General features: G+C 64.1%; 12 protein-coding genes. 6 read left to right on the top strand and 6 right to left on the bottom strand.

Features of this window, described 5'->3' with window-relative positions:
* Positions 1-13 precede the first annotated feature (13 nt).
* Positions 14-1,918, top strand: a complete 1,905-nt coding sequence (gene htpG / locus ACJA3S_RS17045) for a molecular chaperone HtpG (protein ID WP_170030840.1) — start codon at positions 14-16, stop codon at positions 1,916-1,918.
* 78 nt (positions 1,919-1,996) lie between these two features.
* The gene (locus ACJA3S_RS17040) at positions 1,997-2,722 is read left to right on the top strand and encodes a dienelactone hydrolase family protein (RefSeq protein ID WP_406819381.1); all 726 of its coding nucleotides are present in this window, start codon (positions 1,997-1,999) and stop codon (positions 2,720-2,722) included.
* Between the two features lie 131 nt (positions 2,723-2,853).
* On the opposite strand, the gene ACJA3S_RS17035 is transcribed toward ACJA3S_RS17040, so the two are convergent.
* Positions 2,854-3,717, bottom strand: a complete 864-nt coding sequence (locus ACJA3S_RS17035; protein WP_406819380.1) for a pirin family protein — start codon at positions 3,715-3,717, stop codon at positions 2,854-2,856.
* Between the two features lie 116 nt (positions 3,718-3,833).
* Here ACJA3S_RS17035 and ACJA3S_RS17030 point away from each other — a divergent pair, with 116 nt between their 5' ends.
* Positions 3,834-4,841, top strand: a complete 1,008-nt coding sequence (locus ACJA3S_RS17030) for an amidohydrolase family protein (protein ID WP_170030834.1) — start codon at positions 3,834-3,836, stop codon at positions 4,839-4,841.
* 168 nt (positions 4,842-5,009) lie between these two features.
* Here ACJA3S_RS17030 and fabB read toward each other — a convergent pair whose 3' ends face one another.
* The 5 genes from fabB to ACJA3S_RS17005 all read right to left on the bottom strand — a co-directional run bounded on the left by fabB (position 5,010) and on the right by ACJA3S_RS17005 (position 11,930).
* On the bottom strand, positions 5,010-6,230 hold the full coding sequence (gene fabB / locus ACJA3S_RS17025) for a beta-ketoacyl-ACP synthase I (RefSeq protein ID WP_406819379.1): 1,221 nt from the start codon (positions 6,228-6,230) through the stop codon (positions 5,010-5,012).
* Between the two features lie 11 nt (positions 6,231-6,241).
* On the bottom strand, positions 6,242-6,757 hold the full coding sequence (gene fabA, locus ACJA3S_RS17020; protein WP_170030830.1) for a 3-hydroxyacyl-[acyl-carrier-protein] dehydratase FabA: 516 nt from the start codon (positions 6,755-6,757) through the stop codon (positions 6,242-6,244).
* 207 nt (positions 6,758-6,964) lie between these two features.
* A complete protein-coding gene (locus ACJA3S_RS17015; RefSeq protein WP_406819378.1) occupies positions 6,965-8,896 on the bottom strand; it encodes an ATP-binding protein in 1,932 nt (643 codons plus the stop codon).
* Positions 8,893-9,783: an ABC transporter substrate-binding protein gene (locus tag ACJA3S_RS17010; RefSeq protein ID WP_406819377.1), complete on the bottom strand. Its 891-nt coding sequence runs from the start codon at positions 9,781-9,783 to the stop codon at positions 8,893-8,895. The genes ACJA3S_RS17015 and ACJA3S_RS17010 overlap by 4 nt, the downstream gene beginning before the upstream one ends.
* The gene (locus ACJA3S_RS17005) at positions 9,783-11,930 is read right to left on the bottom strand and encodes a TonB-dependent receptor plug domain-containing protein (protein WP_406819376.1); all 2,148 of its coding nucleotides are present in this window, start codon (positions 11,928-11,930) and stop codon (positions 9,783-9,785) included. Before ACJA3S_RS17005 ends, ACJA3S_RS17010 begins: the two co-directional genes overlap by 1 nt.
* A gap of 246 nt (positions 11,931-12,176) precedes the next feature.
* Here ACJA3S_RS17005 and ACJA3S_RS17000 point away from each other — a divergent pair, with 246 nt between their 5' ends.
* Genes ACJA3S_RS17000 through sixA form a run of 3 tightly spaced genes read left to right on the top strand, consistent with a single transcriptional unit; the run spans position 12,177 to position 14,029 of the window.
* Positions 12,177-13,202, top strand: a complete 1,026-nt coding sequence (locus tag ACJA3S_RS17000) for an NAD(P)H-dependent glycerol-3-phosphate dehydrogenase (protein ID WP_406819375.1) — start codon at positions 12,177-12,179, stop codon at positions 13,200-13,202.
* Between the two features lie 24 nt (positions 13,203-13,226).
* Entirely contained in the window at positions 13,227-13,574 is a 348-nt protein-coding gene (locus ACJA3S_RS16995; RefSeq protein ID WP_170030821.1) for a DUF4389 domain-containing protein, read from the top strand.
* A complete protein-coding gene (gene sixA, locus ACJA3S_RS16990; RefSeq protein ID WP_406819374.1) occupies positions 13,571-14,029 on the top strand; it encodes a phosphohistidine phosphatase SixA in 459 nt (152 codons plus the stop codon). Before ACJA3S_RS16995 ends, sixA begins: the two co-directional genes overlap by 4 nt.
* Positions 14,030-14,209 lie beyond the last annotated feature (180 nt).

Below are 14,209 nucleotides of genomic sequence, written 5' to 3'. Positions count from 1 at the left end.
AGTTTTGAAGACCATGAGTGTGGAGACTCAAAAAGAAACGCTGGGCTTCCAGACCGAGGTGAAGCAGCTGCTGCACCTCATGATCCATTCCCTGTATTCGAACAAGGAGATCTTCCTGCGTGAACTGATCTCCAACGCCTCCGATGCCGCCGACAAGCTGCGTTTCGAGGCCCTGGCCAAGCCAGAGCTGTTCGAAGACGACGCCGACCTGAAGATTCGCCTGAGCTTCGACAAGGACGCCGGTACCGTGACCCTCGAGGACAACGGCATCGGCATGAGCCGTGAAGACGTCATCGCCCACCTGGGTACCATTGCCAAGTCCGGCACTGCCGATTTCATGAAGAACCTCACCGGTGACCAGAAGAAGGATTCGCACCTGATCGGTCAGTTCGGCGTGGGCTTCTACTCCGCATTCATCGTTGCCGACAAGGTCGACGTGTATAGCCGCCGCGCCGGCCTGCCGGCCGCCGAAGGCGTGCACTGGTCGTCGAAGGGCGAGGGCGAGTTCGAAGTCGCCACCGTCGACAAGCCGCAGCGCGGTACCCGTATCGTCCTGCACCTGAAAAAGGGCGAGCAGGAATTTGCCGATGGCTGGCGCCTGCGCAACGTGGTCAAGAAATACTCCGACCACATTGCCCTGCCGATCCAGCTGCCGAAGGAGCAGGTCGCCGCCGAAGGCGAGGAACAGCCGGCCCAGGAATGGGAAACCGTCAACCGTGCCAGCGCCCTGTGGACCCGTCCGCGTACCGAGATCAAGGACGAGGAATACCAGGAGTTCTACAAGCACATCGGCCACGACTTCGAGAACCCGCTGGCCTGGAGCCACAACAAGGTCGAAGGCAAGCTGGAATACAACTCGCTGCTGTACGTGCCGGCGCGCGCGCCGTTCGACCTGTACCAGCGCGAAGCACCACGCGGCCTGAAGCTGTACGTGCAGCGCGTGTTCATCATGGACCAGGCCGAGTCGTTCCTGCCGCTGTACCTGCGCTTCATCAAAGGCGTGGTCGACTCCAACGACCTGTCGCTGAACGTGTCGCGTGAAATCCTGCAGAAAGACCCGATCATCGACTCGATGAAGACCGCGCTGACCAAGCGCGTGCTGGACATGCTGGAGAAGCTGGCGAAGAACGAACCCGAGCAGTACAAGGGCTTCTGGAAAAACTTCGGCCAGGTGCTCAAGGAAGGCCCGGCCGAGGACTTCGCCAACAAGGAGAAGATCGCCGGCCTGCTGCGCTTCGCCTCCACCCAGGACGACAGCGGCGAGCAGAGCGTTGCCCTGGCCGACTACCTGGCCCGTGCCAAGGAAGGCCAGGACAAGATCTACTACCTGACCGGCGAGTCGTACGCGCAGGTGAAGAACAGCCCGCACCTGGAAGTGTTCCGCAAGAAAGGCATCGAAGTACTGCTGCTGACCGACCGTATCGACGAGTGGCTGATGAGCTACCTCAACGAGTTCGACGGCAAGGCCTTCGTCGACGTCGCCCGTGGCGACCTGGACCTGGGCAAGCTGGATTCGGAAGAAGACAAGAAGGCCCAGGAAGAAGTCGCCAAGGAAAAGGAAGGCCTGGTCGAGCGCCTCAAGGGTGCCCTGGGTGACAGCGTGGCCGAAGTGCGCGTGTCGCACCGCCTGACCGATTCGCCGGCGATCCTCGCCATCGGTGAACAGGACCTGGGCCTGCAGATGCGCCAGATCCTCGAGGCCAGCGGGCAGAAGGTGCCGGAGTCGAAGCCGATCTTCGAATTCAACCCGACCCACCCGCTGATCGAGAAGCTGGACCACGAGCAGAGCGAAGACCGCTTCGCCGAGCTGTCGCATATCCTGTTCGACCAGGCGGCGCTGGCGGCCGGTGACAGCCTGAAGGACCCGGCGGCTTACGTTCGTCGCCTGAACAAGCTGCTGGTCGAGCTGTCTGCTTGAGTTGATGGATGAAAAGCCCGCTTCGGCGGGCTTTTTTCATGGCGGGCATCATGATCATGAGTGGCAAAGGAGTGTTTGATGAGCAAAGTAATCGTCGAATCGCTGGTCTATCACCTGTCCGGCAAGACCTATGAAAGCCGCCTGGTGTATGAGCCGGGAGCGTGGGGCCGCCCGGGCTTGGTGATGGCGCCGAACTGGATGGGCATTGGCGAAGGGGCCGAGCGCATTGCCAAGGAAGTGGCCGAGAAGGGCTATGTGGTGCTGATTGCCGACCTGTACGGGCAATCGCTGCGCCCGTCCAATGCCGACGAGGCTGGCGCGGCCATGATGCCGCTGAAGAACGACCGTGGTGAACTGCGCAAGCGCATGCAGGAAGCCCTGGCCCAGTTGCTGGGGCAGTCGAAGGCGTTGCTGGAGCCCGGCAAGGTAGCCACGTTCGGCTTCTGCTTCGGTGGCTGCTGTGCCCTGGAGCTGGCTCGTTCGGGCGCCGACCTGCGTGCGGCGGTGTCGTTCCATGGCACCCTGGACACGCCGAACGCGGCCGATGCCAAGCGTATCAAGGGCTCGGTGCTGGTGCTGCACGGCGCCTCGGACCCGCTGGTGCCGAAAGAGCAGTTGCCGGCATTCGAGGACGAGATGAACGCGGCCAAGGTCGATTGGCAGTTGCTCAGCTATGGCGGCGCGGTGCACTCGTTTACCGACCCGAATGCCAATGTGCCGGGCAAGATGCAGTATGACCGGCGCACCTCGGAGCGGGCGTTCCGCGCGATGCATAACCTGCTGACTGAAGTGTTCCAGCGCTGACCTGGCATGGGGGCCGCTCCGCGGCCCATCGCGACGCAAGGCCGCTCCTACAGGGATAGCGTGGCTCGCAGCATACGCGGTCTCTGTAGGGGCGGCCTTGCGTCGCGATGGGCTGCAGAGCAGCCCCAAAATCAGCGCGGCAGCTCGATCCTCGAAGTTTCCCCAGGCACCACCGGCCAATCCCCCGCAGCCCACCTGGCCCGGGCCTGTTCGATCAATTCCCCATCACTGGCGACAAAATTCCAGTTCATCCGCCGCGGCCCATCCAGTGGCGCACCGCCAATCAGCACCAGCTGGCACTCACCCTGCGCATACAGCGTCAGCTCTTCGCCCTCCGGCAGGACCACCAGGCTGCACGGCTCCACGTCCTCATCGTTGATCATCAGCTCACCATCGAGCAGGTACAACGCCCGCTGCGCATGCTCGGTCGGTACCCGCAAAGTGGTCGCCGGCTGCATTTGCACATGCGCGTAAAGGGTAGGGGAGAGTACCGGCACCGGTGATTGCAGGCAGAAGCCGCTGCCGGCGATCATGCAGATGCGCACTCCCAGGCTGTCGCTGACGGGCAGGCTGGCAGCCGGGTAATGGTTGTAGCTGGCCGGGTCCTGTTCATGCTCGCGTGGTGATGCCAACCATACCTGCAAACCATGCAGGCGCGAGCCATGGGCCCAGGCATCTTCGGGTGTGCGCTCGACATGGGCGACGCCGCTGCCTGCGGTCATCCAGCTGACCTCTCCCGGCAGCACCCGCTGCGCCGAGCCGAGGCTGTCCTTGTGCAGTATTGCCCCTTCGAACAGGTAGGTCAGGGTCGACAGGCCGATGTGCGGGTGCTGGCGGATGTCCATGCCATGCCCCGGGGCATAGTCGGTTTCCAACATATGGTCAAAAAACACGAACGGGCCGACACTGCGGCACTGGGCCGACGGCAGCGGGCGCAGGATCGGCTGGCCCTCGACCGATTCGGCGCGCGGGTGGATGACCAGGGGGCTGCTCATGGGAAGGGCTCCAGGCACGGGGAAATGCCCCAAGCATAGCGGTTTGTCTGCCCGGGCTGAACCGTCTCGCTGGCCGGCCGGTCTACAGGGTCGGTATTCGCAAAAGGACGCTGCCCATGATAGCCCGAGCGCTGGCCTGCGCGCTGTTGTCCACCTGGTTGTGCCAGGCGGTACAGGCGCGTGACTACCGCTACAGTGATGCGCATCTGCACTACGTCGATTTCTTTCAGGAAAGCGAAGGCATGCCGGCATTGATCAAGGCCATGGATGCCGCGGGCATCGAGCAATCGATGATATCCGGCATCCCGGTGGCCAAGAAATGGCATGAAGACGAGCCCAAGCGCCCACGCTACTACGCCGGTGACGATGCCGATGCCTACTGGTACAGCGCCACCGACACCTATGTGGCGGCAGCGCTGCAGCAGTTGCCGGAGGCGCAGCGCCAACGCTTTCACCCGTTCCTGAGTGGCTTCAACCCGGTGGACAAGAATGCCGTCAGCCATATCGAGCGCATGCTCGACCTGTATCCGGGGCTGTGGCAGGGCATTGGCGAGGTATTCACCCGTCATGATGACCTGACGGCGCTGACCAGCGGCGACACCCCGCGCGCCAATAACGAAGCCATGACGCGTATCTATCACCTGGCCGCCGAACGTGACCTGCCGGTGCTGCTGCATTCCAATATCACCTCCAAGCGCGAGCGCAACCCGCTGTACCTGGCGGAGATCGAAGAGCCGCTGCGCAATCACCCGCACACGCGATTCATCTGGGCGCATGCTGGCAGCAGCATGGAGATACACCGACACCAGACGCAAATGGACTTTCTGCTGCCGGTGCTGACGCGGTTGCTGGAGGATTATCCGAACCTCTATGTCGACCTGTCGTGGAGCGTGCTGGAGCCCTATTTGCTGGACAGCAAGGGTGTGCCGCGCAAGGCTTGGCTGGCCTTGGTCGAGAAGTACCCGGAGCGCTTCATGCTGGGCTCGGATGTGGTAGGGCGGTTTGGCAGCCTTGGGGAGCAGATGCACGGGTTCAGGCCGTTTCTGGATGCATTGCCGGAACAGGTGGCCAACAAGGTGGCCCGGGAGAATTTTCTGGCGGTGTTGCCCAAGGTTCGCCAGTGACCTGTGCCGGCCTCTTCGCAGGCATGCCCGCTCCCACAGGATCAGCACAAGCCTGAATGCCATGGGGCCCCCGTGGGAGCGGGCGTGCCCGCGAAGAGGCCGGCACAGGCGATACAAATGAAAACGCCCCGAACCAGTCGGGGCGTCTTCGTTTACCGCAGCAGCGTCTTACTTGCCTTCCCAGCGCTTGAGCACCAGGGTGGCGTTGGTGCCGCCGAAGCCGAAGCTGTTGCTCATGACCGTGTCGATCTTGGCGTTCTCTTCGGTCTTGCGCAGGATCGGCAGGTCGGCGACCTCTGGGTCCAGCTCGTCGATGTTGGCGGAGCCGGCGATGAAGTTGTTTTCCATCATCAGCAGGCAGTAGATCGCCTCGTGTACGCCAGCGGCGCCCAGCGAGTGGCCCGACAGGCTCTTGGTCGAGCTGATCTTCGGTGCCTTGTCGCCGAATACCGAGCGAACACCCTTGATCTCGGCAACGTCACCGACCGGGGTCGAGGTGCCGTGGGTGTTCAGGTAGTCGATCGGGGTGTCGACAGTGGACAGTGCCTGCTGCATGCAGCGGATGGCGCCTTCGCCGCTCGGCGCAACCATGTCGTAGCCGTCGGAGGTCGCGCCGTAGCCAACGATTTCGGCGTAGATCTTGGCGCCGCGGGCCAGGGCGTGTTCCAGCTCCTCGACCACCACCATGCCGCCACCGCCGGCGATGACAAAGCCATCACGGTCGGCGTCGTAAGCGCGCGAGGCCAGCTCTGGGGTCTCGTTGCGCTTGGTCGACAGGGCACCCATGGCGTCGAACAGGAACGACTGGCTCCAGTGCTCTTCTTCACCGCCACCGGCGAAGACGATGTCCTGCTTGCCCCACTGGATCTGCTCCAGCGCGGTGCCGATGCAGTGTGCAGAGGTGGCGCAGGCCGACGAGATCGAGTAGTTGATGCCCTTGATCTTGAACGGGGTGGCCAGGCACGCCGAAACGGTGCTGCCCATGGTGCGGGTGACGCGGTACGGGCCGACACGCTTGACGCCTTTCTCGCGCAGGGTGTCCAGCGCTTCCATCTGGTTCAGGGTCGAGGCGCCGCCGGAGCCAGCCACCAGGCCGGTACGCGGGTTGGACACCTGTTCTTCGGTCAGGCCAGCATCCTTGATCGCGTCCTGCATCGCCAGGTAGGCGTAGGCAGCGGCGTGGCCGACGAAGCGGTAGACCTTGCGGTCCATCAGTTCTTCGAGGTTGAGGTCGATGGACCCGGAAACCTGGCTACGCAGCCCCATTTCCTTGTATTCCGGGTTGTAACGGATACCCGGACGGCTGTTGCGCAGGTTTTCGGTAACGGTAGCTTTGTCATTGCCCAGGCACGATACGATGCCCAGACCAGTGATAACGACGCGGCGCATGCGAATAACCCTTAGAAATTGTCAGTGGAGGTGAACACGCCGACCCGCAGGCCTTCGGCAGTGTAGATCTCGCGGCCGTCGACGCTGACCGAGCCATCGGCGATGGCCATGTTCAGCTTGCCCTTCAGGACGCGCTTGATGTGGATGTTGTAAGTGACCTTCTTGGCCTGCGGCAGTACCTGGCCAAAGAACTTCACCTCGCCCGAACCCAGGGCGCGGCCGCGGCCCGGCAAGCCCTGCCAGCCGAGGAAGAAACCGACCAGCTGCCACATGGCGTCCAGGCCCAGGCAGCCCGGCATTACCGGGTCGCCTTCGAAGTGGCAGGCGAAGAACCACAGGTCCGGGGTGATATCCAGCTCGGCGACCAATTCACCTTTGCCGTACTTGCCGCCTTCTTCGCTGATATGGGTGATGCGATCGACCATCAGCATGTTCGGCGCGGGCAGTTGCGCATTACCTGGGCCGAACAGCTCACCGCGACTGCAGCGCAGCAGGTCTTCCCGAGTAAAGGCGTGTTGTTTGGTCATGCGAGCTCCTCAATAACCCCCTGTGGCAGGGGATGAATCTTCCCGGCCGGCCCGAATACCAAAAGCTTCGGGGCGGCAGCCTACAGGTAGACTATTGCGTTGTGGTGAAAGTCACAGCGCACCTGGCGAAAGAAGTACAGGTGTGCACTGAAACGTCTATTTTCAGGTCCGTTGAAGGTCCTGTCCAGTGTTTAAGACTGCCGCACTTTAGCATTTATCGCCAGTCGCGGTTGTCCGGCCGGGCAGCCAGCGCTGCAGCACCTGCTGCAGGTCGGTGCGGCGCAAGGGTTTGCTCAGGTAATCGTCCATGCCGGCGGCCATGCAACGCTCGCGGTCGCCCTGCAGCGCATTGGCAGTCAGGGCGATGATCGGTAGCCCGGCGCCGTTAGGCAGCTGGCGGATGCGCCGGGTAGCCTCATAGCCGTCCAGGTGTGGCAGGCGGCAATCCATCAGCACGGCGGCAAAGCGCTGCCGGCTGACCCGTTCGACCGCCTCCAGGCCGTCCCCGGCGGTGCAGACCGCCAGCCCCAGGCTGCGCAGCATGGCGGCGATGACGCTCTGGTTGACTTGATTGTCCTCTACCAGCAACACCTGGCCCTCATCGCCCACCGCAGGTTGTGCCTTGCTTGCCTGCGCCAGCGCGGCCGGGGCAGGGCTGGCCAGGGCCAACGGCATTTCCAGAGTAAAGGTCGAACCCAGGCCTTCACGGCTTTCGCCGCGCAGCTTGCCACCCATGCGTTCGGCCAGGGTACGGGCGATCGACAGCCCCAGCCCGGTGCCACCATAGCGGCGGGAAATCGAGCTGTCGGCCTGCTGGAAGGCGACGAACATCATTTCCAGGCGTTCGCTGTCGATGCCGATACCGGTGTCCCGCACGCTGCAGGTCAGCCAGATCAGTTGCCGGTCGAGTACCTGCCAGTGGGCCTCGACCTGCACCTGCCCGCGTTCGGTGAACTTCAAGGCATTGCCCACCAGGTTCAGCAGGATCTGGCGGATACGCGTGGGGTCGCCGTTGACCTGCAGTTGCTCGATGCCGACCGGCAGTTGCAGGTGCAGGCCCAGGCCGCGCTGCTGGGCGCTGTGCTGGAACGACTGGACACTGCTGGTGATCAGCTCGCCGAGGTTGAAGTCGATGTGTTCCAGCTGCAGCGCGGCACGCTCGATGCGCGAGAAGTCGAGAATGTCGTTGATGACCTTGAGCAGGTGCCCGGTGGACTCGCTGGCCACCGCCGTGTACTCCGCCTGTTCGTTGCTCAGCGGCGTGGTTTCCAGCAACTGCAGCATGCCCAGCACGCCATTCATCGGTGTACGCAACTCGTGGCTCATCATGGCCAGGAAGTCCGACTTGGCGCGGTTGGCCTGCTCGGCCTCTTCGCGGGCCTGGATCAGCTCGGCAATGGCCTGTTTCTGCTCATCGCTGGCCTGCTCGAGGGCGTGCGCCAGGTTGTTGATGTGGCGCGCCAGGTGGCCGAGCTCGCTGTCATCGACCACCGGCAGCAGGGTGTCGTATTCGCCCTGCTGGATGGCCTTGACCGCATGGCCCATGTCGCTGATCGGCTTGGCCAGGCTCAGGGCCAGGCGGCGCGCCAGGAGGAAGGTGAACAGCAGGGCGAACAGCGCGAGGATCCCGGCCTTGATCACGATCTCCTGCTGGCGCTGGCTGAAGGCGTCATCGGACATGCCGACGATCACCCGGCCCAGGTAGTCGTCACCGATGGCCGGGGTGGCTGCCTTGCCCTGTTGCAGGAAGTCGTTGTCCAGGCGGATCTGCTGCAGGCGGATGGGCGCCTGGAACACTTCGACGCGTTGCGCGCGCCTGGTGCTTTCATCGGATTGCTCGACGTACACCAGGATATGGTTGCGGCTGTCCTGCACCTCGAGAAAGCGCACGTGGGGGATGCTGAGGGTGGCGCGCATCAGGCCTTCGAGCACCTCGTTGTTGCCCGATATCACCCCATACTCCGAGGCCGGCGCCAGCTGGTTGGCGATCAGTTGCCCGGTGTGGTTAAGTTCCTGGCGCAGGTCCTGGATGCGCACGAAGGTAAAGAAACTGATCAGCAGCAGGGTCAGCAACAGGGCAGGGCCGAGGCTGATGATCTGGGTACGGGTGTGGATGTCCCAGCTCAGGCGTTTGCTCATGGGGTGGGTTCTCCTTCAGCCAGGGCCTGGGCGGCGGCGTTCGGATCGATCGGTTCAAGGCCCAGGGCGCGCGCCACCTGCTGGTTGCCGCTGACGCCGTAGCGTGCCGGATACAAGCTGCGTGGCCAGCGTGCCGGCGGCTGGTCGAGCAACTGGTCGAGTACCGCCAGCCAGTCGTCCTGGTCGCTGAAGGTGCTGGCCAGGGCGCCGGCGCGGACGAACCCGGCGTTCGGGCCGATCAGCGCCATCTGTCGGCCATAACTGCTCAACAGCAGGTTCTTGGCGGTCTTGGAGTTGTACAGGTCGGGGTCGTCCAGGCCCAGCAGCACATCGCTGTTGGCCAGCAGGTGCTGCAGGGGCCGGCTGTCACGCGGGTCGGGCCAGTTCTGGGCAATGATTTCCAGGCCCAGCGGGCGGGCGGCAAGGCGCAGCTCTTCGAGCAGGAAACCGCTGTGCTCGCCGTACAGCACGCCAATGCGCTGGGCCTGTGGCAGCAGGTAGCGCGCCAGGCGCAGTTGCCGGCCCAGCGGCGGGTCGCTCCACAACAATGTGAGGAACGCTGGTAGCGACTTTCCCAGGCGCTGTGCAGCCTGTACCCGGCTGACCCGCATGGCCAGGGCTGGTGGGCCGGTGTTTTCAGCCAGGCGCCACTCCAGCGCGGCGTTGTCCAGCAGGATCAGGCGCAGGTCGCTCTTGAGCAGGCCGGGGCGTGGCAGGTCGGCGGTGGTCTGGAAGTGCACATGATCGTGTGGGCGGCGGCTTTCCAGGGCCGCGACGAAGCTGCGGATGCCGGGCTGGTCCTCTGCGCCGACCAGCACGATTTCGCTGGCGGACAGCGGCCCCAACGGCCACAGGCAGAGCAGCAACAGGCGCAGCAACAGGGCCATCAGAACTCCAGCTCCGCGCTGACGCTCAGGCGATGGCGGCTGTCGTAGCGGTTCTGGATCGCCGTGGTCGGTTCATCGTCCAGGCGTTGTTGCCATAGCGCCGCCAGCTCGAGGTTGCTGCCATGCACCCGGAAGCGTTTGGCCAGGCGCAGGTCGAGGCGCTCGTAACGGTACTGGTTGAGGGCATCGTCGCCATAGTAGAACAGCGCGCTCGACCAGCCGTCGCCCCATTCGCGCATCCACCCGGCCGAACCGCTGTTGCGGGCGCTGAGGCGGCGGTCGTCGGGGTTGCTGGCCCAGGCATCGACATAGGCATAGGTCAGGCGCAGGCGGTCGCGCAGGGTCGGGCGCCAGTCCAGTTGTGCCTCGCTACCGCTGAAGCGGGCCTTGTTGGCGTTGCTGGCGATGAACTGGTTGTTCTTCAGGGGCTCGCTGATCATGCCGGTGATCTCGTCGTAGAACAGCTTCACATCCATGCTCAGGTCGATGTCGCTGAAGTAACCGTTGTAGCCCACCTCGCGCGAGCGCATGCGCTCCTGTTCGAGGTCGCCCGGGCCACGGGTCTTGACGAAGTACTCGCCGTTTTGCAGGCCGAACGCATTGGGGCTGAGGTTCTTGACCGTGTAGCTCCAGTTGACGTTGTTCTCGAACATGTCGGGCGAGCGCACGGCCTCGGAATACACCGCGCGCAAGCCATGGCGCGGGGTGATCAGGTAGTTGACCGCCACGCGCGGGGTCAACGAGCTGCCAGACAGGCGCGAGTCCTCGAACATGGTGCCGCCCTGCAGGATCCAGTGCTCGTCGGCGCGCCACTCCAGCTGGCCGAACAGGCGCCAGGTCTGGTCGTCGATGCTGCCGTTGAAGTAGGTCTGCGAGTCGGCACGATCGTAGCGGTAATTCATGCCGCTGAGCAGGCGCAGGCTGTCGGTGAGGCTCAGGGTGTCCTGGATTTCCAGGTCGTAGCGGGTTTCGCGCGTGCTCTGGTCGACATCGCCGCAGACCTGCTGGTTGCCACCGTTCGCCCATTGCTGCTGAACCTTCTCCAGCAGCCCTTTCATGACCGGGTCATTGGTCGAGAGTGGCGCACCGGTAGCAATGCCGCGCGCCACTTTCTCGGCGAAGTCGGGGTTGATCTGCCAGAGCTTGGTCAATTCCGGGCTGAACGACTGCAAGGCATCGCAGGCACGCCAGACCTGCTGACGGTCGAAATGCTGCGCCGAACCCTGGATATAAAGGCTGTGCTCGGCACTGAAGTCCTTGGTCCAGCGCAGTGAACCTGCGTAGTCCTTGGCATTCACGTCAGCGTCGTGGCCTTCCTCGTATCTCTTGAATACCGGCTTGTAGGTGTAGGGCCGCTGGTTGCTGCCTTCTTTCGCCGCCAGCTGCCATTCCAGGGTCTGGTCGTGGGCCAGGCTGTGGCTGGCATTGAGGTTGAAGCGGGTCAGCCGGCGGCTGTCGCGGTAGTCCTGGCCGAACTGGTTTTCATCGAAACCATCATCCTCCTGGCCTGACAGCGACAGGCGCATGTCGCCGCCGTCCCAGCCAAAGCCGTGGCTGGCGTAGAAGTCGTTGATGCCGTCCTGGCCGCGGGTGGTCTTCAGCCGCGTGCCATGGCTGTCGGCGGGGTTGCGGGTCAGGATGTTGACCACCGCCATCAGTGCGTTGGCGCCGTAGCTGACCGTGTTCGGGCCGCGAAACACCTCGATGCGCTCGATGTCTTCCATGGCCAGCGGGATATCGCTCCAGTCCACCGTGGCCAGGCCGGCACGGTACACCGAGCGGCCATCGATCAGCACCTGCATGCGTCGGGCGTCGTTGACGTTGCTGCCGTGGTAGTTGACGGTTGGCTGGTTGCCGGCGCCATAGCCGATCATCATGCCCGGCACCAGGCGCAGCAACTCGGGGATGTCGCGGGCGCCGCTGGCGCGGATCAGTTCGCTGTCGAGCACGGTCATGCTGCCCGGCACTGCCGCCGGGGATTGTTTCAGGCGAGTGGCGGTCAGAACCTGCGGCAGGTCGGTATTGTCGATGAACAAGTCATCGGCCACGGCAGGGCCACCGAGCAGGGCAGTCAGCAGGAGCAGGCGCGGGTACGGGGGCGTGCCAGGGAACACAAAGCTGCCTTGTTTCAGGAGTGAGACAGGCATGGTAACTGACCGGGCGGGTTTTGCCAGTGGGCCGTGGGGGAGGCGGGCTTGGGATGGTGGTTGGGGCGGGGGCATGTCTTCAGGGGTTCAGCGCCTGTGTAATCGAACGCCGCCCGCGCGGCGCTCGATCGCACAGGCGCCAAAAAACCCAAGGCGAACCCGAAAACCCCCACCACTGGTTCTGTAGCAGACGACCCGTATAATGTTCAGGTCGCCACTTAACTTAATGGCTCTAACGGATTGAATATGACTGAACAGCAACCTGTTGCAGTTCTGGGAGGCGGCAGCTTCGGCACCGCCGTGGCGAACCTGCTGGCAGAAAACGGTGTGCCGGTGCGCCAATGGATGCGTGACCCGGCGCAGGCCGAGGCGATGCGTGTCAACCGCGAAAACCCACGCTACCTCAAGGGCATCCGCCTGCAGGATGGCGTCGAACCGGTCAACGACCTGCTGGCGACCTTGCAGGCCAGCGACCTGATCTTCGTCGCCCTGCCGTCGAGTGCCCTGCGCAGCGTGCTCGCGCCCCACGCCGAATTGCTGCGCGGCAAGGGCCTGGTCAGCCTGACCAAGGGCATCGAAGCACAGAGCTTCAAGCTGATGAGCCAGATCCTCGAAGAAATCGCCCCCGAAGCCCGCATCGGGGTGCTGTCGGGCCCCAACCTGGCCCGTGAGATCGCCGAGCACGCGCTGACCGCCACGGTGGTCGCCAGCGAGGACGAAAAGCTCTGCCAGCAGGTGCAGGCCGTGCTGCATGGGCGTACCTTCCGTGTCTACGCCAGTAGCGACCGTTTTGGCGTCGAGCTGGGTGGGGCGTTGAAGAACGTCTACGCCATCATCGCCGGCATGGCGGTGGCGCTGGGCATGGGCGAGAACACCAAGAGCATGCTGATTACCCGTGCCCTGGCCGAGATGACCCGCTTTGCCGTCAGCCAGGGTGCCAACCCCATGACCTTCCTCGGCCTGGCCGGGGTGGGTGACCTGATCGTCACCTGTTCCTCGCCCAAGAGCCGCAACTACCAGGTGGGCTATGCGCTGGGCCAGGGCCTGAGCCTGGAGCAGGCCGTCAACCGCCTGGGCGAAGTGGCCGAAGGGGTCAATACGCTCAAGGTGCTCAAGGCCAAGGCCCAGGAAGTGCAGGTGTACATGCCGCTGGTGGCGGGCCTGCATGCGATCCTGTTCGAAGGCCGCACGCTGAACCAGGTGATCGAGCACCTGATGCGCGCCGAGCCGAAGACCGACGTCGACTTTATTTCCATCAGCGGTTTCAACTGAGCCGCACGAAGCAAGGAGCGAAACATGAACGATACCCCGGAGCGCGCCCAGCGCGAGTCGATCATCCTGCGGGTGCTGTGGATGCTGGTTTTCCTGGTGGTCTGGCAACTGGCCGAGATCCTCCTTGGCGGCCTGGTGCTGGTGCAGTTGATCTATCGCCTGGTGTACGGCGCGCCAAGCGCCAGCCTGATGAATTTCGGCGACAGCCTGAGCCAGTACCTGGCGCAGATCGGCCGATTCGGCAGCTTCCACAGCGACCAGAAACCCTGGCCGTTCGCCGACTGGCCGACGCCGCGCGCGCCTGAAGGCGAGGCGCCGCATGCCGTCGCCCCTGCGCCGCACCCGGTGCGTGACGAGGAGCCCAAGCTGTGAAGCTGTGGGTATTGCGCCACGGCGAAGCGGAGCCGCGGGCCAACAGCGATGCCGAACGCCGGCTGACCGCCCATGGCCGCGAGCAGGTGCTGCACAGCGCTGCGCGCCTGCTGGGCCAGCCATTGCAGGCGATCCTCGCCAGCCCCTATGTGCGCGCCCAGCAGACGGCGGCCCTGGTGCATGACACCCTGGGCTTCGCCGAGCCGGTGCGCACTGTGCCGTGGCTGACGCCTGACAGTGACGTGCAGCAGGTGATCGGCGAAATCGAGCGTCTGGGCCTGGAGCATGTGTTGCTGGTCAGCCATCAGCCGCTGGTGGGGACATTGGTCGGCGCGCTGGAGCATGGCCATCAACAGCGGCCGGCGGGCATGAGCACTGCCAGCTTGGCCGAGCTGGAAGGGGACTGGCCGCTGGCTGGCCTGATGACCCTGCGGGCAATCAACTCCCCGGCTTGAGCCGCCGGGGCCGCTTTGCGCCCTTGGCGACACAAGGCCGCTCCCACACGTATCGTGCTGTGTTCCAGGCCAGCGCTGTACCGGTGGATGCGGGCATGACCTGATAGCCCTCGCCGATGACCTTTCCGGACGTTGCCGAACCGCCCGGCGATACCGACAATGGGCCATCATTTGCCATCC

Origin of the sequence: Pseudomonas sp. KnCO4, assembly GCF_045344305.1 — a bacterium.
In the GTDB taxonomy this organism is placed as follows: Bacteria; Pseudomonadota; Gammaproteobacteria; order Pseudomonadales; family Pseudomonadaceae; genus Aquipseudomonas; species Aquipseudomonas anuradhapurensis.
The sequence above is the reverse complement of the archived record's forward strand: the minus strand, read 5'-3'. Positions and strand labels throughout refer to the sequence as shown.